This window comes from Actinosynnema sp. NPDC037264 (assembly GCF_055603705.1).
In genome coordinates this window covers 155,754-182,099 of the sequence record NZ_JBVJVK010000009.1, presented here as the reverse complement: position 1 = coordinate 182,099, position 26,346 = coordinate 155,754, and the positions used below count along the sequence as shown (strand labels likewise).

Genomic DNA, 26,346 nt, shown 5'->3' with positions numbered 1-26,346 from the left:
TCCGCTCACCATCGCGCTTCGACGCAGGGGCGACAGGACTTGAACCTGCAACCTGCGGTTTTGGAGACCGCTGCTCTGCCAGTTGAGCTACACCCCTTTGGCGCCCGGAACCCGGACACCCTGGCTGGAGACGTCCCGCACCTTCCTCACGTGGCCCGTGAGGCAGCGACTGGACGTTCCAAGACCGGAAGCATACGGCACCAAGTGCCCCTCCTTCCAACTGGCCCGGTCAGAGGGGGTGCCGGGCGCTTACCCGGTTGTGCGATCTGCCACGATTGGCGGCATGGGCACGCCTGAGACGACCACCGGGACCACCACCTCCGAGCACCAGCGGATCTCGCAGCGGATCGGCGGCATCGCCGAGTCCGCCACCCTCGCGGTCGACGCGAAGGCGAAGGCGCTCAAGGCCGCGGGCCGACCGGTGATCGGCTTCGGTGCGGGCGAGCCGGACTTCCCGACCCCTGACGCCATCGTAGCCGCAGCTCAGGCCGCGTGCGCGGACCCGAAGAACCACCGCTACACGCCCGCCGCCGGCCTGCCCGAACTGCGGGAAGCCGTAGCCGCGAAGACCAAGCGCGACTCGGGCTACGAGGTCACCGCCGCCCAGGTGCTGATCACCAACGGCGGCAAGCAGGCCGTCTACCAGGCGTTCGCCACGATCGTCGACCCGGGCGACGAGGTGCTGCTGCCCGCGCCGTACTGGACCACCTACCCCGAGGCGATCACGCTGGCGGGCGGCGTCCCGGTGCAGGTCACGGCCGACGAGTCGACCGACTACCTGGTCACGGTGGAGCAGCTGGAGGCCGCGCGCACCCCGAAGACCAAGGTGCTGCTGCTGTGCTCGCCGTCCAACCCGACCGGCTCGGTCTACACCCGCGAGCAGATCACCGCGATCGGCGAGTGGGCGCTGGAGCACGGGCTGTGGGTGATCACCGACGAGATCTACGAGCACCTGGTCTACGACGGCGCCGAGTCGGTGTCGCTGCCGGTGGCCGTGCCCGCGATGGCCGACCGCACGATCGTGCTCAACGGCGTGGCGAAGACCTACGCGATGACGGGCTGGCGGGTCGGCTGGCTGATCGGCCCGACCGACGTGGTCAAGGCCGCCGCGAACCTCCAGTCCCACCTGACCTCGAACGTGGCGAACGTGTCGCAGCGGGCCGCGCTGGAGGCCGTGTCCGGGCCGCTGGACGCGGCGCACGAGATGCGCGAGGCGTTCGACCGCCGTCGGCGCACCATCGTCGACCTGCTGTCCGCGATCCCCGGCGTCCAGTGCCCGACCCCGAAGGGCGCGTTCTACGTGTACCCGTCGGTGAAGGCGTTGATCGGCAAGACGCTGCGCGGCGCCGAGATCACCGACACGGTCCGGCTCGCGGCGCTGATCCTGGAGCACGCCGAGGTGGCCGTGGTGCCCGGTGAGGCGTTCGGCACGCCCGGCTACCTGCGGCTGTCGTACGCGCTCGGCGACGACGACCTGAAGACCGGTGTGACGCGGATGGCCGAGCTGCTGGCCGAGGTCGAGTAGCACACAGTTTCGACGCTCCGTCACGAAAGGCACCTCAAATGGGGTGCCTTTCGTCGTATTGAGACTCATTCGCGTCACGGCGGGTAACTGTGGTGTGTACCACCCTGACGGAGTGGAGGCGCCATGTCCGACCCGCGGCGGAACGGCCCGGGCACCGCCGGGTTCGTGCTCGGGCTCCTGGGTTTGGTGCTCAGCTTCATCCCGGTGGTCGGCCTCGTCGCGTGGCCGCTGGTCGTCGCGGGGCTCGCCCTCGGGCTGTTCGGCCTGGTCCGGATCTCCCGCGGGCAGGCCGACAACAAGGGGCTCGCGATCGCCGGCGTCGCGCTGTCCGCAGCGGGCCTCGTCGTCTGCGTCGCGTGGGTGGCGGTGTTCGGTCGGGCCTCGTCCGACGCCGAGAACGCGCTCGACGACCTCCAGGCGCAGGCCGACCGGGGTTCGGTGCTCCGCTACGAGGTGACCGGCGACGCGCCGGGGGCCACGGTCAGCTACTCCACCTTCGGCGACGGCGGCTCGGCCACCACCGCCGAGGAGGAGGTCGCCGCGCTGCCGTGGACCAAGGAGTTCACGGTCATGGGGACGCTCCACGGCGGGACGCTCGACGTGACGACCGGCGCCGACGGCGGCACGGTCACGTGCGAGGTGACCGTGGACGGCGAGGCGCGGAAGACCGCGACCGCGTCCGGCCCGAACGCGGTCGCGACGTGTTCGGACTTCTGACGGGTAACCCCTTTGGGTGATCGCTGTAACCGTCGGTAGAACTAGGCCGATGGTCCATTCAGTCGAACTGATCTTCACCCGAGGAGCGCAACCACCATGGCGGAACCCGACCCACCCGAGCGTGAACGCCGCCGCAAGTGGCTCGTGGTCACGGCCTCGGTGGCGCTCGTGGTGGGCGCGATCGCGCTCGTGCTGTGGACCACGGCGCCGGAACCGCCCGTCCTGGTCGTCTACCAGGTCAGCGGCACGGCCGAACGGGCCACCGTCACCTACTCGACCTTCCGCGGCGGCGAGACGCGCCAGGAGGAGCTGACCGCGCTGCCCTGGCGGCTGGAGCTGCTCGCCACCGGCGAGCCCGACCACGGCGTGCTGACCGTCACGATCGGGCCCGACGGCGGTGACGTGGCGTGCGAGGTGCGGGTGGCCGAGGTGGAGCGGCGTTCGGCGACCGCCAAGGGCCCGCACACCAGCGCGCTGTGCGGGTTCTAGGCGCCGAGCCGGACGATGGCCGACGCGCCGCCGAGCACGGACTTGCCCTCGAACGAGGCCGTCACGTTGACCTTGACCGTCCCGTCGTCGAGGACCTTGGTCACCTTCGCGGTGACCTCCACCAACGCGCCCTTGTCGTCGTCGGGCACCGGGACGGGCCTGCCGAACCGCACGCCGTACTGGACGACGGCGCCGGGGTCGCCGACCCACTCGGTGACGATCCGGACGGCCATGCCCATGGTGAGCATCCCGTGCGCGATGACGCCGGGCAGGCCGACCTCGCGGGCGAACCGCTCGTTCCAGTGGATCGGGTTGAAGTCGCCGGACGCGCCCGCGTACCGGACCAGGTCGGCGCGGGTGATGCGCAGCGACAGCGGCGGCAGCTCGTCGCCGACGGAGACCTCCGATGCGCGGATCACGCGTCCTCCCCCCGCACCACGAGCGTGCAGCGACCGGTCGTGACGGGCTCGCCGTCCTCGGTGCCGACCTCGGCCCGGATCGCCAGCATGTCGTTGCCCATCCGCGACGTGATGCCGTCCACGTGCAGCACGGTGGTGAGGCGGTCGCCGGCGACGATCGGGCGGTGGTGGACGAACGCCTGGTCGCCGTGCACCACGCGGCTGTAGTCCAGGCCCAGGTCGGGGTCCTCGACCAGCACGTCGTTCGCCTTCATCGACACGATGATCGCGAACGTGGGCGGCGCGATGACGTCGCGGTACCCGGCCGCGCGGGCGGCTTCGGGGTCGCGGTGCAGCGGGCTCGTCTCGCCGACCGCCTCGGCGAACTCGCGGATCTTCTCGCGGCCGACCTCGTAGGGCGGCGACGGCGGGTAGGAACGTCCGACGAAGGACTGGTCGAGAGGCACGCGCAGCAGGTTATACGCGACGAGGCCCGCCCCGGATCCCGGGACGGGCCTCGTCGTGCGCCTGGCTACCGGCTCAGCGGGTTTCCTTGTGAGCGCGGTGGGTCTTGCAGTTCGGGCAGAACTTCTTGATCTCCAGGCGGTCCGGGTCGTTGCGCCGGTTCTTCCTGGTGATGTAGTTCCGGTGCTTGCACTCCTCGCACGCGAGGGTGATCTTGGGGCGTACGTCGGTTGCAGCCACGGTCCTTGCCTTCCTAGAGCTCGTGTGCCCCGACCCGACCGGGCGACCAGTGCGGGCTTACCGCCTGGCGGGGATCTAGCTGAGTAGCGGTGGCCGGACTTGAACCGGCGACACAGCGATTATGAGCCGCTTGCTCTACCAACTGAGCTACACCGCTTTACACAACACGGCCGCGATGCTCGTGCACCGCGGCCAGTTGTGGAGCCCCTTTACGGAATCGAACCGTAGACCTTCTCCTTACCATGGAGACGCTCTGCCGACTGAGCTAAAGGGGCTTGCTCTTGCGGAGCCATGAGAACTCTACAACAGGCGTGCCGTGGAAAGGAAATCGGGGGGTCCTCCTAGTGGACCAGGGTGAGCACCGTCTCATCCCGGGCGCCCCTGACCTGGACCGTCCGCGCCCGCAACCAGGCCTCGAAGCGGTCCTCGGACAGCGGCCGGGAGATCAGGTAGCCCTGCGCCACGTCGCAGCCCATGCCGACGAGCTGGTCGCGCGCGGCGTCGTCCTCGACGCCCTCGGCGACCACCGTGAGCCCCAGCGAGTGGCCGAGCTCCACGATCGACCGGACCACCGCCATGTCACCGAGGTCGGTGCCCATGCCGAGCACGAAGCTCTTGTCGATCTTCACCTCGTCCACCGGCAGCTGCCTCAGGTACGCCAGCGACGAGTAGCCCGTGCCGAAGTCGTCCACGGCCAGCACGACGCCCATCTGGTGCAGCCGCCGCAGCACGGGCAGGGCGCGTTCGGGGTCGGCCATCACGCCGGACTCGGTCAGCTCGAACGTGAGCAGCTCCGGCGGCACCTCGTGGCGCTTCAGCGCCGCCGCCACCCGGTCCGGGAACTCCTCGTCGGCCAGCGTCCGCACGGACAGGTTCACCGCGATGGACATCCGCAGCCCGCGGTCGATCCACAGCCGCACCCGCGCCAACGCCGTGTCCATGACGAAGTCGGTGAGCACGTCCACCAGGCCGGTCGCCTCGACGGCCGGCACGAACTCGTCCGGGTCGACGCGGCCGAACTCGGGGTGCTTCCACCGCACCAGCGCCTCCGCGCCGACCACCTGGCGGCTCGGCAGCGCGACCTTCGGCTGGTAGTGCACGGAGATCTGGCCGTTCTCCAGCGCGGACCGGAACTGCGTCACCAGCTGGAAGCGGCGCAGGAAGATCTGGCCCATGCTCGGCGCGTACTGGCGCAGCGGCTCGTTGTCGCTGGTCGCCCGGACCGCCACGTCGGCGCGTTGCAGCAGCGCGTCGGGGTCCGGCTCGTCGACCTCGCAGTCCGCGGTGGTGGCCCAGCCGACGACCGCGCCCGCCTCGACGGTGAGCCGGTCGACCGGGTACGGCACCGAGAGCGCGGCGCGGAGCCGTTCGGCGATCTCCTGGATCTGCTCGGCCTGCCGGTCCAGCAGCAGCGCGGCGAACGCGCCGCCCTCCAGCCTGGCCAGCGGCACCTCCGGACCAAGCTCGTCGCGCAGCCGGCGGCCGGCGGCGACGACCATCCGGTTGCCCCACGCCTGCCCCAGCGCGTCGGAGACGGTGGACAGCACGTCGAGGTCGATGCGCACCACCACGGCCGTGTTCGCCTCGCGCATGGGCTCGCTGGCGGCCTCGCGGAAGCCGGGCCGGTTGAGCAGGCCGGTCAGCGGGTCGTGGTAGGCGTCGTGGCGCAGCCGGGCGAGCAGGCGGCGGTTGTCCACGGCGGTGGACAGGTGGCTCGCCAGCGTGCGCAGGAGCTGGATGTCGGCCTTGCCGAAGCCGCGCCACCGGCTGAGCCGGTCGTGCACCTCGACCGCGCCGAGCAGCTGGGTCGCCCCGCGCAGCGGCACGACCAGCGCTTCCTGCGCGTCGCGGCGGACCAGGGCCTCGGAGACCTCTTCGCCGGCGTCCACGATGCGGAAGTACCGCACCTGCGCGCCGGGCAGTTGGAGCATGGCGTCCTCGCGGAGCACGCGCGGGTCGTCGCGGCGCATGCCCGGCGGCAGCGGCTCGCCCGAGACCAGCGTGCGCATCGGGGCCTGCGGGTCGGTGCGCAGCCGCAGCACGACGCGGTTGGCGTTCAGCTGCTCGCGGATGCGCTCGGCGATGAGCTGCCAGTCGTCGTCCTCGTCGCTGCCGTCGTCCTCCTCCTGGTTCGCGCCGCGCGGTCCGGTGACGTGGCGGCCCGAGCGGGCCACCCGCAGCGACACCTCGCTGAGCGCCTCCAGGTCGCGCTGCTCGCGCAGCAGGCCGGAGTAGGCCAGGTAGATGGCGGTGATGCCGAGGAAGACGAGGCCGATCAGCAGGCCGCCCCACGGCGCCTTGTCGGCGATCTCGTAGCCGGCCAGGCCCGCGGAGGTGTTCAGCAGGGCCACCACGAGGGTCTGGAGCACCAGGCGCAGGCTCGGCGCGACCCGCATGCCCTTGCCCATCATCCGCAACGCGGTCAGGCCGAGCACGCTGGCCAGCAGCGGCACCGCGATCGTGCCGATGAACGCGCCCGCCCAGAACGGGCCTTCCGCACCGAGGAACCGCTTCACGAGCTCGGCGACCGCGAAGGCGACCGAGATCTCCATGAACATCAGGCCCGCGTTGTAGACGGCGCGGTCGAGCACGCGGCGGCCGAGCAGCGTGCCCACCCCCGCGACCACGTGCGCGGCGAGCACGATCTCGAACGGCGCGACCAGCAGGCCGAGCACGAGCGGGATCTCGGTGAACGAGATGGTCCAGGCCACTCCGCTGCGCACGTCGACGTTGATGGCCAGCTGCTCGGCGAGCAGGAACCCGATCACCAGCAGCGGGCCGGTCCACCACAGGTCGACGTCGGGGTCGGTGTCCGGCAGCCAGCTGCCCACCAGGAACGCGGACAGCGCGCCCGCGACGAGGAGCAGGACCGCGAACACGCTGAACGCGCGGTTCGTGGACCGGGGCGGCGCGCTGGGCGCCGTGGCCGACGCGTGGTCGGACATCCAGCCTCCTCGTCGGCCGTCGTCGCGGTGGGCCGGGTCGCGGCCTACGGGCTCCGGGCGTGACTGAGGGGCCCCGAACACCGACCAGGACCCCTCCAAGGCTGCCAATGTACCCCGGTCGGGGGACGAAATGGCAGGTCGTGTAGCGCAACGCCACCAGAAGTAACAGATCGGATCACACGATCAGTCGGCCCTGGATCACCGTCACGGCCTGTCCGGCGAGCCGTACGCGATCTTGGTCCAGAGTGGTCCGGACCAGCCCACCGCGGGCCGACGCCTGCTCGGCCAGCAGGTTCGCCCGACCGAGCCGCGGCGCCCACCACGAGGCGAGCGTGCAGTGCGCGGAACCGGTTACGGAATCCTCCGGGACTCCGTAGGAGGGGTAGAAGCACCGGCTCACCACGTCGAGCCCCGGCCGGTCGCCCGGTGCGGTCACGATCACACCGCGCCCGGGCACCTCGGCGAGCGCGGCGAAGTCCGGGCGGAGCTCGCGGACCTCGTCGGCGGAGGCGGCTTCCACCAGGACGTCGGACACGGCCTGCGCGACGGCCTTCACCGTGACGCCCGGCAGGCCCGCGCGCAGCGGCGTGGTCATCTCGATCGGCTCCGCCGGGTCGGCCGGGAAGTCCATCTCCACCCAGCCGTCCTCGGCCGCGCAGGTCAGCACGCCGCTGCGGGTGTCGAAGCTGCGACTGCCGCCGAGCACGTGCGCGGCGGCCAGGGTGGCGTGGCCGCACAGGTCCACCTCGGCGACCGGCGTGAACCAGCGCAGCGGCACCGGGTCCTCGCGGTCGATCCGCACGAACGCCGTCTCGGCGTGCTTCATCTCGGCGGCGACGGCCTGCATCCACCGCTCGTCCGCCGGACCGTCCAGCAGCACCACGCCCGCCGGGTTGCCCGCGAACGCGCGGTCGGTGAACGCGTCGACCACGTACAGCTCCACGGCGGCAATCTACGTCGCGAACGGGTTAGCTGGCAGACGTGGACCCGTTACTGCCCGACATCACTCCTGTCGACGACCCGTACTCCTTCTCAGAGCTGTCCGAGGACGCCCTGAACGCCTCCTGGGGCGCGCTGCGCACGCACTCGTTGCACTGGCACCCCGGCGCGGACCTGGACGACCTGCTGCGGCGGTGGCCGCTGAGCGGAGGCGGCGATCACGACACGGCCGCGCTGGCGACCGTGCCCAGTCGTGCGGTCGAGGCCGCGGACGTGCTGGCGCGGCACGGTTACGCGCCGTTGCTGGTGACCGCCGCCCGACTGCCCGGCCGTGGCTTCGACCGCCGTTCGACGGCGCGGATCGTGCCGTTGACGCAGGAGAACCTCGACGCGGCCGTGGAGCTGAACGTGGAGACGCTCCGGTTCGACAGCCTGTTCGGCATGGTCACCGCCCGGCCGTCCAGCGCCGAGCGGCTGCGCGAGCACATCGCGTCGCTGCTGGAGCGGCCGGAGCCGTGCGGGTGGTTGGCGGAGCGCGACGGGGAGGTCGTCGGGTTCGTCTACTACGACCTGCCCGGGCACGCGGAGTGGATCGCCCCGCGGACGTCCGTGCGGCCGGTGGCCTACCTCGGGTTGCTCGGCGTGCGGCGGGACGCGCGTGGCGGCGGCATCGGCGCGGCGCTGGCCGACCACGCGCACGGGTTGCTGGACGAGGCGGGCGTCGGCGTGACGCTGCTGCACCACGCCCTGCCCAACCCCCTGTCCGCACCGTTCTGGTACTCCCACGGCTACCGGCCGCTGTGGACGACCTGGCAACGCCGGCCCGCCCGTTAGCCCTGCTCGCCCGGTGGGCTGAACGGAGCAGCCGCCCGGCGTGGCGCCGTCGTCCGAACGGCGCAGGAGGGGACAGTGGGTGCAACCCTCGTCCACCCGAGTGAACTTGTCCGGGCGGGGTACTCGAAGCGCAGGTCCAGACCTCTTACATGACGAGGAAGCAGGTACGGGAAGGACGGGCGAGGGGGCCGCCATGAACGTTGCGAGGGAGTTGTCCGGCCGGGCGAAATCCATGCTCCGCGCCGTTGCCGCTGGTCGGGCTGAGCTGTCGGGGGGACGCGAGCCTGACCTGTACGTGGACGGGTTGCCGTGCTGCGACCAGATGGTCACGCACGACCTGGTCCACGCGGGGCTGCTGCGGGCCCGGCGGGCGGTGGGTCTGGACGAGCGCACGGACGCCGAGCTGACCGAGGCGGGCCGAGCCGCCATCGCGTAACCCTCGAACAAGCGTTCGATATGGGTTATGCTGCAGTCGAGGCCGGCACGCAAGCGAGAGGAAGCGCTTGCGCGTCGGCCTCACCTACGTCCACACCAGCCACCAGGACCCAACTCCGGGCCGATCGCCAAGACCCCACCGACGATCCCACCCGATCGTGCCCCCACCACCCACGAACCGGCCGTCACCTGCCCACGCGACCACCTACGAACCGGCCGTCACCTGCCGACGCGACCACCTACGAACGGGGGTCCGGGGGCAGCGCCCGCCGGGCGGGGTCTGGGGGTTGCACCCCCAGAGGGCACAACGCAAAACCCCTGCTCGCGCTTTCTGCGAGCAGGGGTTCCTGTTTTGCGTGGCGGGTAGAGGATTCGAACCTCTGTAGCTTTCGCGACGGATTTACAGAGTCCCGCCCGAACCACACCTGACCAGTACTTACAGCTCTCGGCACAGCCACTTCGGCAAGCCCTCGGCACAGCATCCACCGCGACCTCGTCCACAGCAAGCCGTCCGACCCGACTGGCGTGCCTCCGGAACACAGTCACGTCGACCAACGATGATCCGAACATGCCCGAGGACCGCCCCGCTCCCGCGCCGCTCCCCCGTCCCGCACCCGGTGAGCAGTCCGCCAACCACTCGCCCGTGCCACTGCCGACACCAACCACGTCGCGCACGCCACTGGAGCCGATGCCGCGCAGGGTGATCGCGACCGTGGCGACTGTGATCGCCGTAGCGACGATCGGCCTGGTGGTGGCCCTGTGGTGGGCAGGCACCGCGGGACTGTCCGGTGCGGAGCTGGTGAACGCGCGGTTCAACGCGCTGCGCACTGGCCTGAGCATCGGAGTAGGCGGAGGCGGAATCTTCGCGCTGTACCTGGCGTGGCGACGCCAGCACGCCACCGAGATCGGACTGGTGCAGAAGGAACGCGACCAAGTCGACGTAGCCCGCGCCTACGAACTGCAACGCGAGACCGCCGAGCACACCCGCCTGCACGCCGAACGCGTCGCAGCCACAACCGAACGCGACGCCGAAGCCCGCCGGATCACCGACCTATACGCGAAGTCCGTCGAGCAGCTCGGATCGGACAAGGCCCCAGTCCGCCACGGCGGCCTGTACGCACTTGAACGCCTCGCACAAGACCACCCCGACAACCCTGCCCTACGTCAGACCGTGGTTAACGTGCTCTGCGCCTACCTCCGCGCTCCGTTCGATCTTCCCGACGACTCGCTCGACGCTGATGCCGACCGGGCCACCCGCGACGAGCACCGGGAACGAGTTCAGGAGCGCGAGGTCCGGTTAACCGCCCAACGCATTCTCGCTACCCATCTGCGCCCCGGCGACGATGCCGACCAGCCTGCGGCGACCTTCTGGCCAAATACCGACCTCGACCTCACTGCCGCAGTCCTCATCGACTGGGACATGAGCGGTTGCCTATTGCGCAATGCGACGTTCAACCGAACTACCTTCACCGGGGACACCCTGTCCGTGGCAGCGACGTTCACCGGAGATGCGTCATTCCACGAAGCGACGTTCACCGAGCCAGCCTGGTTCAACAAGGCCACGTTCACCAAGGATGTCTGGTTCGGCAAGGCGATGTTCAACCAGGATGCCTGGTTCTCCGAGGCTACATTCAACGGCCGGGCTGTGTTCACCAGAACAACATTCGCCCAGGACGCCTGGTTCAGCGATGCGACGTTCACGGAAAATTCCTGGTTCGGCAACGCGACGTTCAATCAGGACGCCTGGTTCAACAAGGCTACGTTCAGCAAGAACGCCGTGTTCAACAACGTGACCTTCACTGAGGACACCGTGTTCTACAGCGCGACGTTTACCGAGGAGTCCAGTTTCGACCACGCGACGGTGCACCACTCCCCGTCTAAGTCATTTTCCGACTCCTCATCGTGGCCTGCCGGATGGCACCCTTCATCCGGGCACGCAGCCATCGAAGGACGCGAAGGAACATGGCACCGCGTAGTGAAGGTCGAACCCGCACCTGACCACTACGCGGACCCAATCTCCGGAACAGTTGGTGACTGATCCCCAGACTGCCGCATGATCCATGCCAACCAGCGCTTACACCTCTCGGCACAGCCACTTCGGCACACGCTCGGCCCCTACTGTCGGCATGACCCGACTGGGGAGAGTCTGACTGTGACCGTCCGCCGGAGTCTCGAGCCTTGCCGCAGAGCCTGCCCTTCCGCGATCGGTAACTTCGGTGTCTTCGGTAACCCTGCTGGTCAGAGCCCTGCAAAAGGTAACCCGATCTTGGCCGGTTACCTTTTGAACGGCAACCCTTGCCGGGACCAGACCCAGCCACGGTGACGGCTGTAGCAGCCCAGGCGAGCCACCGCGACCGCCCGAGCCCGCCACGCAGTCACATCAACGCCGGTTCCAGTTCGATCGGTAACCCGATCTTGCCCGGTTACTTTTTACAAGCCTCTGACCTGCACGGTTACCGAAGACACCGAAGTTACCGATCCCGGAAACGGTCGTGCGCTGGCCGCCCGAAGTCTGTCTCGCGCTCGCGTCACCGCAGCAAGGCGTTAGAAGGCACGCTCGGCCCTGCTGTTGGCCCGAGCCGCCTGCGAAGTCCGACCGTGGCCATCCGCCAAGAGAGGGCTGGTATGACCTAGGCGGCGTCTCGCGCCTTGCCGCAGAGCCCGCCCTTCAGCGATCGGTAACTGCGGTGTCTTCGGTAACCCTGCTGGTCAGAGCGCTGTAAAAAGTAACCTGATCTTGACCGGTTACCTTTTGAACGGCAACCCGGCCTCCACACGCCAACTTTCGCCACGCCCAGGCCCGGGGGACACGATGACGCCCCTAGCGGCCGGAGGTGAGCCACCGCGACCAACCGAGCCCGCCAGGCCGTCGCATCAACGCTGGTTCCAGTTCGATCGGTAACCCGATCTTGGCCGGTTACTTTCTACGAGCCTCTGACCTGCACGGTTACCGCAGACACCGCAGTTACCGATCGCAGAAGGTGGCAAGCCGCCCGGACCGACTAGCGTGCCCCAGGCTGCGCCACCCATGATCGACAGGTTGCGGTAACCTGCGTAACCTCGGTAACCTTACTCCAGGTTCGATCACCGGAGGTACAACCATGGATGCAGACGCAGTTGCCATCACATGGCGAGAGGCAGCACAGATCGTACGGAGCATGCTAAGGCCTGCACAGCCGAGCAACGACGACTGGAATCTAGCGCTTGACCGCGCGTCAAAAGCGCTCGAAGAACGCGCGACTGAACTGGAGCGCGGCGACACGCAAATTCTTTTCCAACTGAGAAGCTTGTTCACCACGTTCGAGACCGACCGTATGACGACCAAAGACATCCTGAGGGAACTCGAAAAAGCCGGTATCTCTCCGGACGTGCCGCTCGATGCTCGGCGACTCTCAAGGGAGCTTGCCCGTCATGGGGTGCAACCCATCACCTTCAAGGTCGGGGAATCGGCAATGAAAGGCTATGCCACCTATCCCACTAAGACACAGATTGGACTAGCCGCAGCATGGCGGCAGCACCTTGGATCAACTTCCGAACTCGAAACCAATCTCCATGAGTCTAAGGAGTGACCACAATCAGGCTACCCCACGCCTTCAGGTGTGGTCTCATCCATAATCCACTCAAGATACTTAGAGCTACCTCCAACTATCGGCAATTCTGCGACACAGGCCACGTCGTAAGGATGCTCGCGCTCTACCCGTTCGACAATTCGAGGCACGAGGCTACTTCGCGTATGTAGAACCACCCTTGCCTCGTTGATGTCGTGCAACTCCTTCTTCCACCAGTAGCCCGACCTTATCGCTTCAAAGGTATGAACGGCCGCACAGAGCCGATCAGTAAGCAGTCTTCGACAGAACGCTGCAAGCCACTCCGGATCCGGAGCCGTAATGACAACCTCGCACACATCGACCGGAGCTTTCACGAGACAGTCGATTCTTTGAGCTGTTCGATGATCTCGCGTGCCTCGCCTTCACTTTTCCCCATGCCACCCCAACCCGTCATGATTTTCCCGTCATAGCTGAGGCCAACCCAGCGGCCCGACATCGAAAGGCCGTGGGGATGCAGGACAAAATACATCGTCCCCTTGGACCGCGCGGCCCCATCATTGGCCGCATACCACCCCATAAGCAGTTCATTGTCCCAGAGCTTCAACTCGCCATGCCAGTGGTAGCCACCGTCTTCCACTGCGATGCCGCGCGTGGTGGTACGAACGTCGATCAGTTCTCCCTGCTGACTAAGACGCACCTCCTGAGCGGTGACGACTTCTACCCCGTCTTTGAACGTTTGCCACGACGCCCACCAGTCGCCGGAGAGGTTCAACCGGTGGCTCGGCATGCCCGCGAGTTCTCCGACCGTGACTCGGAGAGCGTCAGCTATCTGCACCGCAACGGGCAACACCGGGTGCTGCTCACCTGCTTCGTAGCGCCTGATCTGACGTACGGCTACGCCCGCCGCTGCGGCTAGCTCCGCCTGCGACATGTTGAGTTCACTCCTGCGCCGGCGCATGACCTCTGCCATCTCCATGGACCCATCATAGGTCTTCTTAGTCCTTGACAGGGGACCGAGAGGTCCGCCACAGTAGGGGACGTAAGAGTCCCCCCAGGGGACTTAAACGTCCGATCGAAGGTGGCGAGACACCCGGTGTACATCGACGAAGACAGCCAAAGGTGCAGCCCAGATGGGCTGACGGAAGATGCGATCGACGCGTTGATCAGGGACGTCGCGGACGAGCTTGCCGACGAGTCGGCAGAGTTGGCCGCGGCTATGTTGGCGCTGGTGGACGGCCCGACGCGCAACCGCGTTGTGCGGCGCACCACGGACCGCAAGCTCGGCGGCATCGTGCGGGTTCTCCGCGTGCACGGCCCAGTCACCGACACGGCCGCGACCGAGGCGGCGTGATGAGCCGCCACATCACCTTCCTGAGCACCTCGGACCGGCGGCCGACTCCGGCCAAGAAGACACCGCCGGTCCAGGTCTCCAGCACCCAGCAAAGCAGGCAGGAGAGCACCAGCATGTCCGACAGGGCACCGGAGCACCAGACGACCCAGGACTTCACCGCGGCGAACTTCCCGACGCCGCACTTGGCGTTGCGCGGTACGGCCGACGAGACGGCGGTTCGCGCGTTCGCCGACGAGCAGGCCCGTGCCGCGCGGCAGGTGCACGCCCACGTCGCCCCCGGCCTGGCCGGTCTGACCGTCACAGGGCGGCTGACCGCACTAAACGCCGCCTACGACGCGGTGGTGCGCTGGCGGCGATCGGTGGCCGCAGTCGCCGAGGATGCCCGCTACGACACGGCCGGGCGTCCGGCGGTGGAGCGGTACTCGGTCACCCTGGAGCAGGGTGGCCCGAACTACGACCGGTTGGGCGTGGTCGGTCGATTCCGGCGCGGCTCGCGCTGGGACGAGTCCAGCCGCACATTCGTTGGTGGTGAGGAGACTCAGGCGAGTCGGATCGTGGCTCTCTACGGGGAGGCCGCGCTGCGCCGCTTCGCCGTCGAAGCTCCCGACCTGGACACGCTGCGCAACCAGGTCGCACTGCCGGTCAGCGGTGGCACCGTGTGGGGCAACACGTTGGTGCGTGGTCAGGACGCCCGGCAGGTCGGTGCGTTCCTGGCGGAGCGGATCACGGCCCGCCGGGGCACCACCGAGGTGGAGACCGGTGGCGAGCCGATCTACGCGATCACCGCCACCACCCCGTCCCGCTGGGAGCTGTTCACCGAAGCCATGACCGTGCTGGCCACCGCCAAGTACGGGGACTGGACGGCGTGGTGGAACGCCGCCTACCTGCTCTACCAGGCCCCGCAGTACAAGAAGGGCAGCGACGCGGTCAACCGGGTGTTCCTGGTCGCGGTCGGCGCGGCCCTGCTCGGACAGCCGCCCGTGCTGCCACAGGACATCGACCTGCGGTGCATGGTCCTGGGACAGACCACGGTCACCGCTACGCCGCTGCTGTGCGGGCAGGTGACGGCATGACCACCGTGCCCGTTCCCGTCCTGCTGCTGGCCGTCGCGTTGGCGCTGGTCGCGGTGGTCCTGCTGTGGAAGGTGCTGGTCACCGCCGGCCTGATCGGCTTGGCGCAGTGGACCGTGATCACCCAGACCGAGAACACGACGGCCGTCCTGGTCGCGGTCGGTGTGCCCGCCGTCGTGCTGGCAGTTCTGCTGCGCCGTGCCACTCGTGCGCACCACAACCGCTCGTTCTCCCGTCCCCCGCTGCACCTGCGCCGTCAGGAGGCGACTCGATGAGCACGTGGGCTGAGGACCGTCGCGCGGACAAGGTGGTGGCGGCGGAGCAGCGTCGCGCGGACCAGGCGTTGCTGTTCGAGCAGCGGCGCGCCGACCAGGAGGCTGCGGCCAAGCTGGCGGAGGCCCGGAAGAACGCCGCTCGTGCCCGCCGGGGCGCGCTGTGGACGGCGCTCACCGGGTGGCTGCGTGCCCACACCCTCGACCTGCTGTTCGTGCCGGTGATCGTGGTGCCGGCGGTGTTGGCGTGGACCGCGATGGCCGAGTACGGCCGTGAGGTGTTCGGGCCGGTCGGCACGCTGTTGCCGCTGTTCTCCGAAGGCGCGATGTGGACGTTCGCGTTCGCAGTGCCGATGGCGCAGCGGGCGGGCCGGTCGACCGGGTGGCTGCACCTGGGTACGTGGGTGTTCGCCGCGGTGGCCGCTGTCTTGAACTACGTGCACGGCTCGAACTTCGCGCACGGCGTGGTCATGGCGCTGGTGTCGGTCGGTGGCGTCATCGTCCACCAGCTCGTCACCGCCGCCCCGGCCCGGAAGCGTCGTACCCGTGCCGAGCGTGACGCCCAGCGGCTCGACCGGCAGGCCGCTCGTCGGGTGCTGGCGGTCCGCCGCGCCGCGGTGGACCAGGCGGTGGCGGAGCTGTCGTCGGACGGCACGGCCACGCTCGTGCACCAGCCCGGACTGGTCGCTTACCGGCGCCGGTGGGGACGTGCCCGGCTGGTGCCGACCACCGTTCCCGGTCTTCCCGTCACCGACTCCGGCGACGACTGGACGGCGGAGGTCAGCGAGTACCTGAGCGCTCTCCCCGCGCCGCGTCCGGGCAGCGACCAGAGCGGCCGGAAAGGGGCGGGTAGTGCGGAAACGCTCCCAGCGGAGATCACGGACAAGGTGGCGACGTACGCGGCCAAGGTCCGTGCCGCGATCGACGCAGGGGAGCTTCCGGCCCGCCCGTCGCAGACCCAGGTGCGGAAGTTCCTCCGCATCCGCGGCGCGGTCGCGGTCGAGGTGCACCGCGTGCTGTTCCCGACCGACACCGACCCCGGCGACGACGACCCCCGTCAGGCGGTGACCGCATGAGCACGCCCAACCCGATCGGTGACGACATGGGCAACGTGGTGCCGCTGCGCCGCGCCGAGTCCACCCACACCATCACGCCCGGTGCCGACGTGGAACCGGACACGGCGGTGACCGGGGAACTGCTCACGGCCGAACGTGAAGCCGAGCTGGCCCGTCAGCGGGCCGCCGACACCGACGTCCGCACGCGGGCCGAGGTCGCGCGGCAGGTGGCGACGGCGTTCGGGAAGTCGGTCATGCGCGCCGGTTACCGGGTGTACCGGGGGCACGAGCAGTGGCTGACGCACGCGGTGCAGGCCGCGACCTACGCCCACTACCGCGAGCGCATCGCGGCAGCACGGGCGCAGGGTGACGCGGCCGGTATCGCGGAGTGGCAGGACCGGTTGCGGCAGGCCAAGGCCGACCGGCGCGACCGGATCACCGGCGCTCCCCGGACGGTGCTGGCGCTGGTGCGCACGGTGCTACTGGCCGTGATCGTGCTGTTCGCGGTCCTGCTCATGGTCGGCGTGGCCGTGCACCTGTGGGAAGGCGGCTGGACCTGGTCGGACTGGTGGGGCTTCGTCACCGCCACCGGCGACGTCATCGGCACCGTGGTCATGCTCGGCGTTCAGGCCGCGATCATCGGCGTTCCGGCCGTGTGGCTGCTGGCCGCGCACCGCGCCGGAGCGTCCGCCGCCGACGTGCCCGGTTGGGCTATGTCGCCGACGCAGCGGGAGGAGACGCACCGCGTTGTCACCCCTGGTGGTATCGGCGAAGCCTTGGTGCACCTGGGCATCCCGGCGCTGAACAAGGCCGTCAAGGCGGGCTGGACGGTCGAGTTCGCCACCCCGCCGGTACGGGTGAACCAGCGCGGCTACCAGGCCACGTTCTCCCTGCCGCTCGGCGTGACCCCGGACATGATCAGCGACAAGCGGGACGTGTTGGCGCGCAACCTGCACCGCGACCCGATGGAGGTGTGGCCGAACGCGGCGGAGCGTGCCGGGTTCGTGGACCTGTGGGTGGCCGACCCCGGCCTGTCCACCAAGCCCGCGCCCGCATATCCGCTGCTCAACGCGGGTACGGCCGACGTGTTCACCGGCGTGCCGCTGGGTGTGTCGCAGCGTGGTGACGTGGTCGCGCCTCCGCTGGTCTCGGCGAACGTGGTGTTCGGCGGGATGATGGGGCAGGGCAAGTCCAACGCCGCCCGCGTGCTCATGCTCGGCGCGGCCCTGGACCCGCTGGCCGAACTGTGGGTGTTCGTGTTCGCGGGCAACGGCGACTTCGACGCCTACCAGCCCCGTCTGGCGCGCTACGAGCGCGGCACCGACGCGTCCGTTGTGGACTCGGCGGTGGAGTCGTTGCGGGAGCTGTACGACGAGGTCGGCCGCCGGGAGGCGCGGCTTGCCGAGCTGGGCGCGAAGAAGGTCACGCGCGGACTCGCCGAGAAGTACCCGGACCTGCGGCCGATCGTGGCCCTGTTCAGCGAGTGCCACGAGCTGTTCGGCAGCGTCCAGGGCGAGGAAGCCGCGGAACTGGCGGTGCAGACGCTGCGCCGTGCCCGCAAGACCGGCATCATCCTCGGCTTCGACACCCAGTCGTCACGGGCCGACGCCATCCCGCCGAAGATCGTGGAGTTGGTGCAGCTCAACGCGTGCTTCGCGGTCAAGTCGTGGCGCAGCAACGACGGGTTCCTCGGTGACGGGTCGTTCCAGGCCGGTATCCGGGCGACGGAGCTGCGTCCGGGCAAGGACCGGGGTACGTCGATCCTCACCGGCGCGACCGCTGAGCGGTTCGAGGTGCTGAAGTGGTTCTTCATCCAGGTCAACGACGACACCGGGTGGGACGCCGCGACGGACGTCATCGAGCGCGCCATGACGAAGGTCCACCCGGCCGTGGTCGTCGGCACGCCGGAACGCGCCGCGCCGCCGGCTGCCCGCGACCTGCTGGAGGACGTGTCCGAGGTGCTGGGCCACGACACCGTGCCCGCGGCTGACGTGCCCGCGCTCTTGGCCAAGCACGCGCCCGACTGGGCTCCGTACCGCAAGCTCACCGGCAAGCAACTGCGCGAGCTGCTGGCCGACCAGGGCGTCAAAGTGCCCTCGACCGGTAACCGCTACCCCGTCGATCCAGTCACGGTGCGTGAAGCTCTTGCCAAGCGCTCCACCCGCGACCTGGACGACGAGGACTAGCCGCCACGGCCGCCGGGTTAGGTCCCACGGACCTCTCCACGGGTCTCCAGAGCGGCCCTGAACAGGGCTTCCACGGCGGGACCTAACCCGGCTAACCGGCTAACTAACTCCAGCTCACCGCCATGATCACGCCACCGGGCAGCACGAGTTACGAACCTAACTCGATCCCGGCGAGCTAACTCCACCCCACACCGCTCCGCGCGACCGACGCGACACCGGCTCTTGGTGCTCGTGCCGACCCCGCGCACCCGTACATCGTCACCCACAGTGACAGAAGGGTCATCATGAGCACCCACGCCCGACGCCCGTTCTGCGACCCGGACGCCGTCCGCCCGTGGAACCGTGCACCGAGGTTCGACCTCGACGCCGTCCGCCGGTGGGTCGAGCCGCTGTTGCGCCGCGCCTACGCCGCCGCGCCCCGCCGTCCGCTCACCGGCCCGCACAGCCTCATCCCGCTGGCCGGTAGTCCAGAGTGGATCGCGCTGGCCGACTCCGACCCGCGCAAGCCCGCCGCCCTGGTGCTGGCTGCCTTGGCGCGGCTGGAGGAGTCCACGGCGCACGCCATTGCACGGCGCGTGGCCGCCGACTGGGCCGACGCACAGGTCGGCCACCGCGAGCGCGTCCGTGCGGTCGCCACCGCAACGGACCAACTCCCGCACATCGTCGGACACCAGCCGTTCTGCCTGTCCGCCAAGCGCAAGCTCGTCAGCGACCTCCCCTGTGGACACGCCGGATGCACGGCGCTCGTGCGGTTCGTCCACCCGCTGGCCGACGAGTTGGCCGCGCGCCTGCCGGACACGTCGTGGGTGCGCTGCGCCCGTCACGACGGCACCACGCAGTTGGCGGTGGCGGCGTGAACGGCAACGCTCCGCACTCCGCCAAACCAGGTTCGCCGCTCGTCACCTGGGAGACCGTCGAGCACCAGGCCCGGAAGGAACATGGCATGAGCACCGCCACCGGCACCACGGCGACGGATCACCACGAGGCCGAACGGCCAGGGCTGCGACTGCTGACGTCGGAGACGACGACCGGCGCCGCACGGCAGCTCGACGGCGCGAAGGTGCTGGACGACGTCCGGGAGTTCCTGGCCCGCTTCTCGGCGTTCCCGCACGAGCACTGCGCCCCGATGCTGGCGCTCTGGTACGCCCACACGTGGGCTGTGGAGCAGTTCTACGTCACGCCGCGGCTCGTGCTGTCCTCCGCCGAACCCGGATCGGGCAAGACTCGCGTCCTGGAGGTCGCTCAGTACCTGGTCAAGTCGCCGGAGATGACGTTCTCGGCGAGTCCAGCCGCGCTGTTCCGCATGGTCAGCAATGCGCCGATCACGATCCTGTTCGATGAGGTCGACGCGATCTTCACGCGCAACGGCAGCGGGAACGAAGACCTCCGGGCGCTGCTCAACGCCGGGTACAAGCGGTCCGCCACGGTCGCCAGGTGCAAGGGCGACGCCAACAACATGATCGTGGAGCGGTTCGCGGTCTACGCACCCGCTGCGCTGGCCGGGATCGCCGGTGGGATGCCCGCCACCATCACCACGCGCGCCATCACGATCAACCTGCGTCGCCGACGTCGTGAAGAGCGCGTGGACGCCTTCCGCGAACGCCTGGTGGCCATCGAGTCGGCACCGATCCGCGAAGCGCTCGCCGAGTGGATGACCAGCGTCGGTGAGCAGGTCGGCACGGCCACGCCGGTGATGCCCGAAGGTGTCACCGACCGACCGGCGGAAATCTGGGAACCGCTGCTGGCGATTGCCGACGCGGCCGGTGGGCACTGGCCGGAGACCGCGCGGGCCGCGTGCCGGTACTTCGTCGCGGAAGCGACCGCCGTGCCCGTGTCGGACGGCGTCCGGCTGCTCTCGGACCTGCGGACGCTGTTCGCCGAGCGGCGCAACGACCGGATGACCACGGTCGAGATCCTGCTAGCGCTCCACGAGCTGGACGAGTCGCCGTGGGCCGACTTCCACGGCAAGCCGCTGAACGCCCGCGCGCTGTCAGCCGAGCTGCGTGCGTACGGCGTGAAGGCGAAGACGTTCAAGCACAACGGTGGTTCGGCCAAGGGCTACGTGGTCAACGGCGAGAACGGTCTGGCCGACGCCTGGTCGCGGTACCTGCCCGCTGCGCACGAGGGGGAGAACTAGCCATGGCTCGACGTGAGTTGCTGACAGTCGCCGAATTCTGCGCCGAGTTCAAGGTGGCCCGTTCGACCTTCTACGACTGGTTGGCGAAGGGCGTCGCGCCGCGCGTGCGGAAGCTCCCGAACGGTCAGTTGCGGCTGGACCGCCGAGACATCGACACGTGGTTCGACGGACAGGAAGTGGCTGCGTGACCGACACGAGCTTTGACGTCCGGATCTACAAGACCGACGTCTACAGGGGCGCGAAAACCACGACCTATTGGGTTCGCTGGTCGGTGGCCGGAGAGCGGTTCAAAGAGCCGTTCAAGACGTCGGCGCTGGCGGAGAGCTTCCGGTCGAAGCTCAACACCGCAGCTCGTGAGGGAGAGGCGTTCGACCGGGCGACCGGTCTCCCGTTGTCGATGATGCGGAACACGAAGACGTCGACGTGGTTCGCGTTCGCGTGCGCCTTCGTGGACATGAAGTGGCGCGACTCGTCACCCGGCCAGCGTCGGACGATCGCCGACGCGTTGACGCCCATCACCTCGGCATTGCTGACCACGACACGTGGCAGGCCGGACGGAGAGGTGCTGCGAAAGGCTATGCGGGTGGCGTTCAACACCAGCCGCAGGGACGGACAGCACTCGGCGGACGTGGCCAAGGCGCTGGCGTGGCTGTCCCAGAACACTCGGCCGGTGAGCGACCTCGCGAAACCGGAGGTCCTACGGTCGCTGCTGGCCGATATCGAACGCAAGCTGGACGGCAAGCGGGCAGCGCCGGACACGATCCGGCTTCGGCGGATCACGCTCGGCAGCGCGCTGGACTACGCGGTGGAGAAAGAGCTGTTGGACGCGAACCCAGCCAAGGAGGTGACGACCAAGAAGCGGAAGAACGTCCTGCACCAGGTGGACCGGCGTTCAGTGGCCAACCCGGTCCAGGCGCGGACTGTGCTCAAAGCCGTTCCCGGCATCGGGCGGACCGGGCGCAAGCTCGTAGCGTTCTTCGGCGCGATGTACTTCGCCGCTCTGCGCCCCGAGGAAGCGTCGGTGCTCCGCCGTAGCCACCTGGTCATGCCCCCGCGCGAATGGGACCACGAGGCAGGCCACTGGAGGGTCACTCAGTGGGGTGACATCCACCTGTCGACGGCAGCACCGGAGATCGGGGCTGAGTGGACCGACAGCGGGCAGCGGAGCGAGGAACGAGGGCTGAAGCACCGTGAGGACGGAGAGGGGCGCACGGTGCCGCTCTCGCCCGAACTCGCGCTGCTGTTCTACGAGCACTTCGACGCGTTCGGCACGCCGCCTGACGGGCTGCTGTTCGTCGCCGAGCGGGGTGGCCGGATCGGCAGCTCGACCTACGGCCGGGTGTGGGCACTGGCACGAGAGGCAGCGTTCACGCCCGACGTGGTGGCGTCACCGCTCGCGAAGCGTCCGTATGACCTCCGTCACGCCTGCGTCTCGACGTGGCTCAATGCAGGCGTAGAGGCACCGCGGGTAGCCGAATGGGCCGGACACAGCCTCAACGTCCTGATGCGGGTCTATGCGAAGTGCATCGACGGCGGAGAGGAACGCGCCCGTCAGCTCGTCCAGGCGGGCCTGGGCACGGTCGCCTAGAACTTCGGCACGTATTCGGCACAGACACCCGTAGAAGCCCGGCCGGGACCGGACACAGCCGGACTGCACGAGAAAGCCCCTGTGACCTGAACTTCCAGGTCACAGGGGCTTTCGTCCTGCTGTGGCGGGTAGAGGATTCGAACCTCTGTAGCTTTCGCGACGGATTTACAGTCCGCTCCCATTGGCCGCTCGGGCAACCCGCCCCGCGCCCGGTGGTGCCGGGTGCGGTGCAGACAATACATAAGCCCGTGGGGGCATGCGCAACCGGGTTCCCCGGTAGGCTTCCGGGCGGTTCCAGACCCACCTACGCGGAGGTACCGAGCACGTGGCAGACCCGTCGTTCGACGTGGTGAGCAAGGTCGACCGCCAGGAAGTCGACAACGCGCTCAACCAGGCCGCCAAGGAGCTGAGCACCCGGTTCGACTTCCGCGGCACGGGGACTCAGGTGTCCTGGGCGGGCGAGGAGGCGATCGCCTTCCAGTCCGAGACCGAGGAGCGCTGCCGGGCCGCGATCGACGTCTTCCAGGAGAAGCTGGTCAAGCGCGGCATCTCGATGAAGGCCTTCGAGATCGGCGACCCGGCCCTGTCGGGCAAGGTGTTCAAGGTGACCGGCAACCTGGTCCAGGGCATCTCGAGCGAGAAGGCCAAGGAGATCGCGAAGAAGGTCCGCGACGAGGGCCCCAAGGGCGTGCAGGCGCAGATCCAGGGCGACCAGCTGCGCGTCACGGGCAAGAAGAAGGACCACCTGCAAGACGTGATCGCCCTGCTCAAGAGCTCCGACTTCGGCATCGCCCTCCAGTTCACCAACTACCGATGAAGGGCATCATCCTCGCCGGCGGCAGCGGCACGCGGCTGCACCCGATCACCCAGGCGGTGTCGAAGCAGCTGCTGCCCGTCTACGACAAGCCGATGGTGTACTACCCGCTCTCGGTGCTGATGCTGGCGGGCGTGCGCGAGGTGCTGCTCATCTCGACCCCGATGGACCTGCCGCTGTTCCGGCGGCTCCTCGGTGACGGCTCGCAGTTCGGCCTGAGCATCTCCTACGCGGTGCAGCCTCACCCGAACGGGCTGGCCGAGGCGTTCGTCATCGGCGCGACCTTCATCGGCGACGACGACGTGTCGCTGGTGCTCGGCGACAACATCTTCTACGGCCAGGGCTTCTCCAAGCTCCTGCAGCACAACGCCGCCGAGCTGGACGGCTGCGTGCTGTTCGGCTACCCGGTGAAGGACCCGGAGCGGTACGGGGTCGGAGAGGTCGACGCGGACGGCAGGCTGATCAGCATCGAGGAGAAGCCGCCGCTGCCGAAGTCGAACAAGGCCATCACCGGCCTGTACTTCTACGACAACCAGGTCGTGGACATCGCCAGGTCGCTCGAACCGTCGCCGCGCGGCGAGCTGGAGATCACCGACGTCAACCTCGCCTACCTGCGGGAAGGCCGCGCCAAGCTGGTCGACCTCGGCCGCGGTTTCGCGTGGCTGGACACCGGCACGCACGACTCGATGCTGGAGGCGGGCCAGTTCGTGCAGGTGCTGGAGCACCGGCAGGGCGTGCGCATCGCGTGCCTGGAGGAGATCGCGCTCCGGATGGGGTACATCACCTCGGAGGAGTGCTACGTGCTCGGCGAGAAGCTGGCGAAGTCCGGCTACGGCCAGTACGTGATGAACGTCGCACTGGAAGCCCGCTAGCACCGGCCGCTAGTGCCGGCGGGCCAGCTCCTCGAGCCGGCGCACGCGGTCCTCGATCGGCGGGTGGGTGGAGAACAGCCTGACCCGGTTCTCCCCCGCCCGGAACGGGCTCGCGATCATCAGGTGCGACTGCGCGACCACGGCGGGCTCCGGCGCCAGCGGCGCGGCACGCGTGCCGACGTCGATCTTCCGCAGCGCCGACGCCAGCGCCAGCGGGTCGCCGGTCAGCTCCGCGCCGGACTCGTCGGCCTGGTACTCCCGGGACCGGCTCACGGCCATCCGCACGATGAGCGCCGCGATCGGGCCGAGCACGGCGATGAGCAGGATCGCGAACGGGTTGGGCCGGTCGTCGTCGCCCTCGCCGCCGAAGACGCTCGCGAAGATCGCCAGGTTCGCCAGCGTGCTGACCGCGCCGGCCAGCGCGCCCGCGACGCACGAGATGAGGATGTCGCGGTTGTAGACGTGCGACAGCTCGTGCCCCAGCACGGCGCGCAGCTCGCGTTCGTCGAGCAGGTCGAGGATGCCGGTGGTGCAGCAGACGGCGGCGTTGCGCGGGTTGCGGCCGGTCGCGAAGGCGTTCGGCGCGATGGTGGGGCTGACGTAGAGGCGCGGCATCGGCCGGCGCGCGGCCATGGCCAGCTCGCGGACGATCCGGTACATCGCGGGCTGCTCCACCTCGGACACCGGCCTGGCGCGCATGGCGCGCAGCGCGAGCTTGTCCGAGTTGAAGTAGGCGTAGGCGTTCACGGCCAGCGCCAGCAGCAGGCCGACGACGAGGGCCGTGCGGCCGAACAGCGAGCTGATCGCCACGATCAGCCCGCTCATGGCAGCGAGCAGCAACGCGGTCTTCAACGCGTTGAAGTGCTTGTGCACGCTTCGCCTCCGGCCTGCTCCTACGTCCCCTCCCTCAACGCGCCCGGTCGGCGCGGGGTTCCGGTACCGGGGCGTGCCGGGCGTGTGGCGGTGGTCTCGGGAGCCGGCTCGGCGCCCTCGTCCAGCGGCGGTGGCGGCGGCACGTGCGTGACCCACGTGGCGAGCACGTCGCGTTCGTGGACGAGCTCGGCCACCGCGCCCTCGCCGTCGAGGCCGCCCGTGCCGGGGTAGGAGAAGTCCGGCGCCCAGTGCAGGGCGTCGAACGGGCACGCCTCCACGCAGATGCCGCAGTACAGGCACTGGCCGTAGTCGATGGCGAACCGGTCGAGCACGTTGCGCGCACGGGGCCGGGCCGAACCGGGCTGCTGCTCGACCTCGGTGTGCGAGTCGATGTGGATGCACCAGTCGGGGCACTCGCGGGCGCAGATCATGCACACCGTGCAGTTGGCCTCCAGCAGCGCGATGACGCCTCGGGTGCGTGGTGGCAGCTCAGCCACGGGTGTCCTCCTCGTAGCGCGGGCCCCAGGACGGGTCGGGCACGCCGGGTGGCGCGGCCCGCCTGCGGCTGGGCGACGACGTGCCGTCCTCGCCCGGTTCGAGCCGGCCCGGCCACGGGCGCACCACGCGGGAGGCCAGCACGAAGTCCTTGCGCAGCGGGTGGCCGCTGAAGCCGTCCGGGAGCAGCAGGTGCGCCGGTTCGCCGTCGGCGAGGGCGATGCCGAACATCTCCGCGGCCTCGCGCTCGTGCCACGCCGCGCCCGCCCACTGGGCGGCCACGCTCGGCAGCACGTCGTCCGGGCCGAGTTCGGTGCGCAGCAGCACGCCGTCCTTGGTGTCGGGGTCGAGCACGTGCAGCAGCACGGCGTGCCGCTGTCCCGCGGCGCCGGGACGGCCCGCGTCCTCGACGCCGAGCCAGTCGAACTGCGCGCAGCCCAGCTCCTCGCGCGCGTGGCGGGCGGCTTCGGACCACGCGTGCAGCGGCACGTGCGCGGTCGTCTGGCCGAACGCCGTCTTGACCTGGGCGTCGGGGATGCGGGAGGCCAGGGCCTGCGAGGCGGCGCTCACGACACCATCCGGTGCAGCGCGGCGAGGCCGTCGAGCAGGGCCTCGGGACGTGGCGGGCAGCCCGGCACGGCGACGTGCACCGGTAGCGCCTGGTCGATGCCCTTGGTGACGCTGTAGGAGTCCCAGTACGGCCCGCCGGTGTTGCTGCACGCGCCGACGGAGATCACGTAACGCGGTTCCGGCATCTCCTGGTAGGTCGCGATCACCGCGGGCAACATGGCGTCGGTGACCGTGCCGGAGACGACGAGCACGTGCGCCTCGCCCGCCGCGTGCACCGGATCGACCCCCAGCGCTTCGAGCTGCTCCGGGCGGTGGCCCTCCAGCGCCGCCATGACCTCGACGCCGCAGCAGGCCAGGCCGAGGTCGAGCACGGTGACCCGGTACGTCGTGCCCCAGTCCAAGGTGGAAACCGTCACGCGGGTGAGGTTAATACGTGGGGGGGGGGGGGGGGGGGGGGGGGGGGGGGGGGGGGGGGGGGGGGGGGCGAGGGGGGGGGGGGGGTGCGCGGGGAGAAGGAGAGGAGGGGAG

The 26,346-nt window shown here is 69.4% G+C and carries 29 protein-coding genes and 4 tRNA genes; 18 read left to right on the top strand and 15 right to left on the bottom strand.

Annotation, left to right across the window (positions count from 1 at the left end; translation table 11 throughout):
* Positions 1-24: 24 nt before the first annotated feature.
* Positions 25-97, bottom strand: a tRNA-Trp gene (locus ACZ7GX_RS14140).
* A gap of 186 nt (positions 98-283) precedes the next feature.
* Here ACZ7GX_RS14140 and ACZ7GX_RS14135 point away from each other — a divergent pair.
* From ACZ7GX_RS14135 to ACZ7GX_RS14125, 3 genes are all read left to right on the top strand, one after another.
* Positions 284-1,525: a pyridoxal phosphate-dependent aminotransferase gene (locus ACZ7GX_RS14135; RefSeq protein ID WP_498776503.1), complete on the top strand. Its 1,242-nt coding sequence runs from the start codon at positions 284-286 to the stop codon at positions 1,523-1,525.
* A gap of 123 nt (positions 1,526-1,648) precedes the next feature.
* On the top strand, positions 1,649-2,242 hold the full coding sequence (locus ACZ7GX_RS14130) for an MmpS family transport accessory protein (RefSeq protein ID WP_498776501.1): 594 nt from the start codon (positions 1,649-1,651) through the stop codon (positions 2,240-2,242).
* 96 nt (positions 2,243-2,338) lie between these two features.
* A complete protein-coding gene (locus ACZ7GX_RS14125; RefSeq protein ID WP_498776499.1) occupies positions 2,339-2,731 on the top strand; it encodes a hypothetical protein in 393 nt (130 codons plus the stop codon).
* Here ACZ7GX_RS14125 and ACZ7GX_RS14120 read toward each other — a convergent pair.
* The 7 genes from ACZ7GX_RS14120 to ACZ7GX_RS14090 form a co-directional block, all read right to left on the bottom strand.
* Positions 2,728-3,150: a MaoC family dehydratase gene (locus ACZ7GX_RS14120; protein ID WP_498776497.1), complete on the bottom strand. Its 423-nt coding sequence runs from the start codon at positions 3,148-3,150 to the stop codon at positions 2,728-2,730. The genes ACZ7GX_RS14125 and ACZ7GX_RS14120 overlap by 4 nt on opposite strands.
* A complete protein-coding gene (locus tag ACZ7GX_RS14115) occupies positions 3,147-3,596 on the bottom strand; it encodes an FAS1-like dehydratase domain-containing protein (protein WP_498776495.1) in 450 nt (149 codons plus the stop codon). The genes ACZ7GX_RS14120 and ACZ7GX_RS14115 overlap by 4 nt, the downstream gene beginning before the upstream one ends.
* 73 nt (positions 3,597-3,669) lie before the next feature.
* The gene (gene rpmG / locus ACZ7GX_RS14110) at positions 3,670-3,834 is read right to left on the bottom strand and encodes a 50S ribosomal protein L33 (protein WP_015105301.1); all 165 of its coding nucleotides are present in this window, start codon (positions 3,832-3,834) and stop codon (positions 3,670-3,672) included.
* 84 nt (positions 3,835-3,918) lie between these two features.
* Positions 3,919-3,991: transfer RNA gene (locus tag ACZ7GX_RS14105), tRNA-Met, on the bottom strand.
* 42 nt (positions 3,992-4,033) lie between these two features.
* Positions 4,034-4,109, bottom strand: a tRNA-Thr gene (locus ACZ7GX_RS14100).
* A gap of 66 nt (positions 4,110-4,175) precedes the next feature.
* The gene (locus ACZ7GX_RS14095; RefSeq protein WP_498776493.1) at positions 4,176-6,779 is read right to left on the bottom strand and encodes a putative bifunctional diguanylate cyclase/phosphodiesterase; all 2,604 of its coding nucleotides are present in this window, start codon (positions 6,777-6,779) and stop codon (positions 4,176-4,178) included.
* Between the two features lie 175 nt (positions 6,780-6,954).
* Positions 6,955-7,722, bottom strand: coding sequence for a PhzF family phenazine biosynthesis protein (locus ACZ7GX_RS14090; protein WP_498776491.1), 768 nt, complete (start codon positions 7,720-7,722; stop codon positions 6,955-6,957).
* A gap of 38 nt (positions 7,723-7,760) precedes the next feature.
* Between ACZ7GX_RS14090 and ACZ7GX_RS14085 the strand changes: the two genes are divergently transcribed.
* The 4 genes from ACZ7GX_RS14085 to ACZ7GX_RS14070 all read left to right on the top strand — a co-directional run bounded on the left by ACZ7GX_RS14085 (position 7,761) and on the right by ACZ7GX_RS14070 (position 12,556).
* Positions 7,761-8,552, top strand: a complete 792-nt coding sequence (locus tag ACZ7GX_RS14085; RefSeq protein ID WP_498776489.1) for a GNAT family N-acetyltransferase — start codon at positions 7,761-7,763, stop codon at positions 8,550-8,552.
* Between the two features lie 193 nt (positions 8,553-8,745).
* Positions 8,746-8,988 (top strand): hypothetical protein, encoded by a 243-nt coding sequence (locus ACZ7GX_RS14080; RefSeq protein WP_230566453.1) that lies wholly within the window; start codon positions 8,746-8,748, stop codon positions 8,986-8,988.
* 642 nt (positions 8,989-9,630) lie between these two features.
* Positions 9,631-11,025: a pentapeptide repeat-containing protein gene (locus tag ACZ7GX_RS14075; RefSeq protein WP_498776487.1), complete on the top strand. Its 1,395-nt coding sequence runs from the start codon at positions 9,631-9,633 to the stop codon at positions 11,023-11,025.
* Positions 11,026-12,088: 1,063 nt separating this feature from the next.
* Positions 12,089-12,556, top strand: coding sequence for a DUF3631 domain-containing protein (locus ACZ7GX_RS14070; protein ID WP_498776485.1), 468 nt, complete (start codon positions 12,089-12,091; stop codon positions 12,554-12,556).
* An 11-nt stretch (positions 12,557-12,567) separates the two neighbouring features.
* On the opposite strand, the gene cutA is transcribed toward ACZ7GX_RS14070, so the two are convergent.
* Entirely contained in the window at positions 12,568-12,891 is a 324-nt protein-coding gene (cutA, locus tag ACZ7GX_RS14065) for a divalent-cation tolerance protein CutA (protein ID WP_498776598.1), read from the bottom strand.
* A 14-nt stretch (positions 12,892-12,905) separates the two neighbouring features.
* Positions 12,906-13,511: a helix-turn-helix domain-containing protein gene (locus tag ACZ7GX_RS14060; protein WP_498776483.1), complete on the bottom strand. Its 606-nt coding sequence runs from the start codon at positions 13,509-13,511 to the stop codon at positions 12,906-12,908.
* 117 nt (positions 13,512-13,628) lie between these two features.
* Between ACZ7GX_RS14060 and ACZ7GX_RS14055 the strand changes: the two genes are divergently transcribed.
* From ACZ7GX_RS14055 to ACZ7GX_RS14015, 9 genes are all read left to right on the top strand, one after another.
* Positions 13,629-13,886 (top strand): hypothetical protein, encoded by a 258-nt coding sequence (locus ACZ7GX_RS14055; protein ID WP_498776481.1) that lies wholly within the window; start codon positions 13,629-13,631, stop codon positions 13,884-13,886.
* Entirely contained in the window at positions 13,886-14,959 is a 1,074-nt protein-coding gene (locus ACZ7GX_RS14050) for a hypothetical protein (protein ID WP_498776479.1), read from the top strand. The genes ACZ7GX_RS14055 and ACZ7GX_RS14050 overlap by 1 nt, the downstream gene beginning before the upstream one ends.
* The gene (locus ACZ7GX_RS14045; protein WP_498776477.1) at positions 14,956-15,231 is read left to right on the top strand and encodes a hypothetical protein; all 276 of its coding nucleotides are present in this window, start codon (positions 14,956-14,958) and stop codon (positions 15,229-15,231) included. The genes ACZ7GX_RS14050 and ACZ7GX_RS14045 overlap by 4 nt, the downstream gene beginning before the upstream one ends.
* The gene (locus ACZ7GX_RS14040; protein ID WP_498776475.1) at positions 15,228-16,304 is read left to right on the top strand and encodes a DUF2637 domain-containing protein; all 1,077 of its coding nucleotides are present in this window, start codon (positions 15,228-15,230) and stop codon (positions 16,302-16,304) included. Before ACZ7GX_RS14045 ends, ACZ7GX_RS14040 begins: the two co-directional genes overlap by 4 nt.
* A complete protein-coding gene (locus ACZ7GX_RS14035) occupies positions 16,301-18,469 on the top strand; it encodes an FtsK/SpoIIIE domain-containing protein (protein WP_498776473.1) in 2,169 nt (722 codons plus the stop codon). Before ACZ7GX_RS14040 ends, ACZ7GX_RS14035 begins: the two co-directional genes overlap by 4 nt.
* A gap of 284 nt (positions 18,470-18,753) precedes the next feature.
* Positions 18,754-19,326, top strand: coding sequence for a DUF2742 domain-containing protein (locus ACZ7GX_RS14030; protein ID WP_498776471.1), 573 nt, complete (start codon positions 18,754-18,756; stop codon positions 19,324-19,326).
* A gap of 86 nt (positions 19,327-19,412) precedes the next feature.
* Positions 19,413-20,606, top strand: a complete 1,194-nt coding sequence (locus ACZ7GX_RS14025; protein ID WP_498776469.1) for a DUF3631 domain-containing protein — start codon at positions 19,413-19,415, stop codon at positions 20,604-20,606.
* A gap of 2 nt (positions 20,607-20,608) precedes the next feature.
* Positions 20,609-20,794, top strand: a complete 186-nt coding sequence (locus ACZ7GX_RS14020; protein WP_123745227.1) for a helix-turn-helix transcriptional regulator — start codon at positions 20,609-20,611, stop codon at positions 20,792-20,794.
* Positions 20,791-22,194 (top strand): tyrosine-type recombinase/integrase, encoded by a 1,404-nt coding sequence (locus ACZ7GX_RS14015; RefSeq protein WP_498776467.1) that lies wholly within the window; start codon positions 20,791-20,793, stop codon positions 22,192-22,194. The genes ACZ7GX_RS14020 and ACZ7GX_RS14015 overlap by 4 nt, the downstream gene beginning before the upstream one ends.
* 122 nt (positions 22,195-22,316) lie before the next feature.
* On the opposite strand, the gene ACZ7GX_RS14010 is transcribed toward ACZ7GX_RS14015, so the two are convergent.
* Positions 22,317-22,397 (bottom strand) — tRNA-Tyr (locus ACZ7GX_RS14010).
* 122 nt (positions 22,398-22,519) lie between these two features.
* On the opposite strand from ACZ7GX_RS14010, the gene ACZ7GX_RS14005 reads away from it, so the two are divergent.
* Positions 22,520-23,011 (top strand): YajQ family cyclic di-GMP-binding protein, encoded by a 492-nt coding sequence (locus tag ACZ7GX_RS14005; protein WP_498776465.1) that lies wholly within the window; start codon positions 22,520-22,522, stop codon positions 23,009-23,011.
* Positions 23,008-23,880: a glucose-1-phosphate thymidylyltransferase RfbA gene (rfbA, locus tag ACZ7GX_RS14000; protein ID WP_498776463.1), complete on the top strand. Its 873-nt coding sequence runs from the start codon at positions 23,008-23,010 to the stop codon at positions 23,878-23,880. Before ACZ7GX_RS14005 ends, rfbA begins: the two co-directional genes overlap by 4 nt.
* Positions 23,881-23,889: 9 nt before the next feature.
* On the opposite strand, the gene htpX is transcribed toward rfbA, so the two are convergent.
* The 4 genes from htpX to ACZ7GX_RS13980 are packed head-to-tail and all read right to left on the bottom strand — an operon-like array spanning position 23,890 to position 26,234.
* A complete protein-coding gene (gene htpX, locus ACZ7GX_RS13995) occupies positions 23,890-24,753 on the bottom strand; it encodes a zinc metalloprotease HtpX (RefSeq protein ID WP_498776461.1) in 864 nt (287 codons plus the stop codon).
* Between the two features lie 20 nt (positions 24,754-24,773).
* Complete coding sequence (locus ACZ7GX_RS13990; RefSeq protein WP_498776459.1) at positions 24,774-25,250, bottom strand: 4Fe-4S binding protein; 477 nt, start codon at positions 25,248-25,250, stop codon at positions 24,774-24,776.
* Positions 25,243-25,818 carry an NADH-quinone oxidoreductase subunit C gene (locus ACZ7GX_RS13985; protein WP_498776457.1) on the bottom strand — a complete coding sequence of 192 codons (576 nt, stop codon included), beginning with the start codon at positions 25,816-25,818 and terminating at the stop codon, positions 25,243-25,245. Before ACZ7GX_RS13985 ends, ACZ7GX_RS13990 begins: the two co-directional genes overlap by 8 nt.
* The gene (locus tag ACZ7GX_RS13980; RefSeq protein WP_498776455.1) at positions 25,815-26,234 is read right to left on the bottom strand and encodes an NADH-quinone oxidoreductase subunit B; all 420 of its coding nucleotides are present in this window, start codon (positions 26,232-26,234) and stop codon (positions 25,815-25,817) included. Before ACZ7GX_RS13980 ends, ACZ7GX_RS13985 begins: the two co-directional genes overlap by 4 nt.
* Between the last annotated feature and the right edge of the window lie 112 nt (positions 26,235-26,346).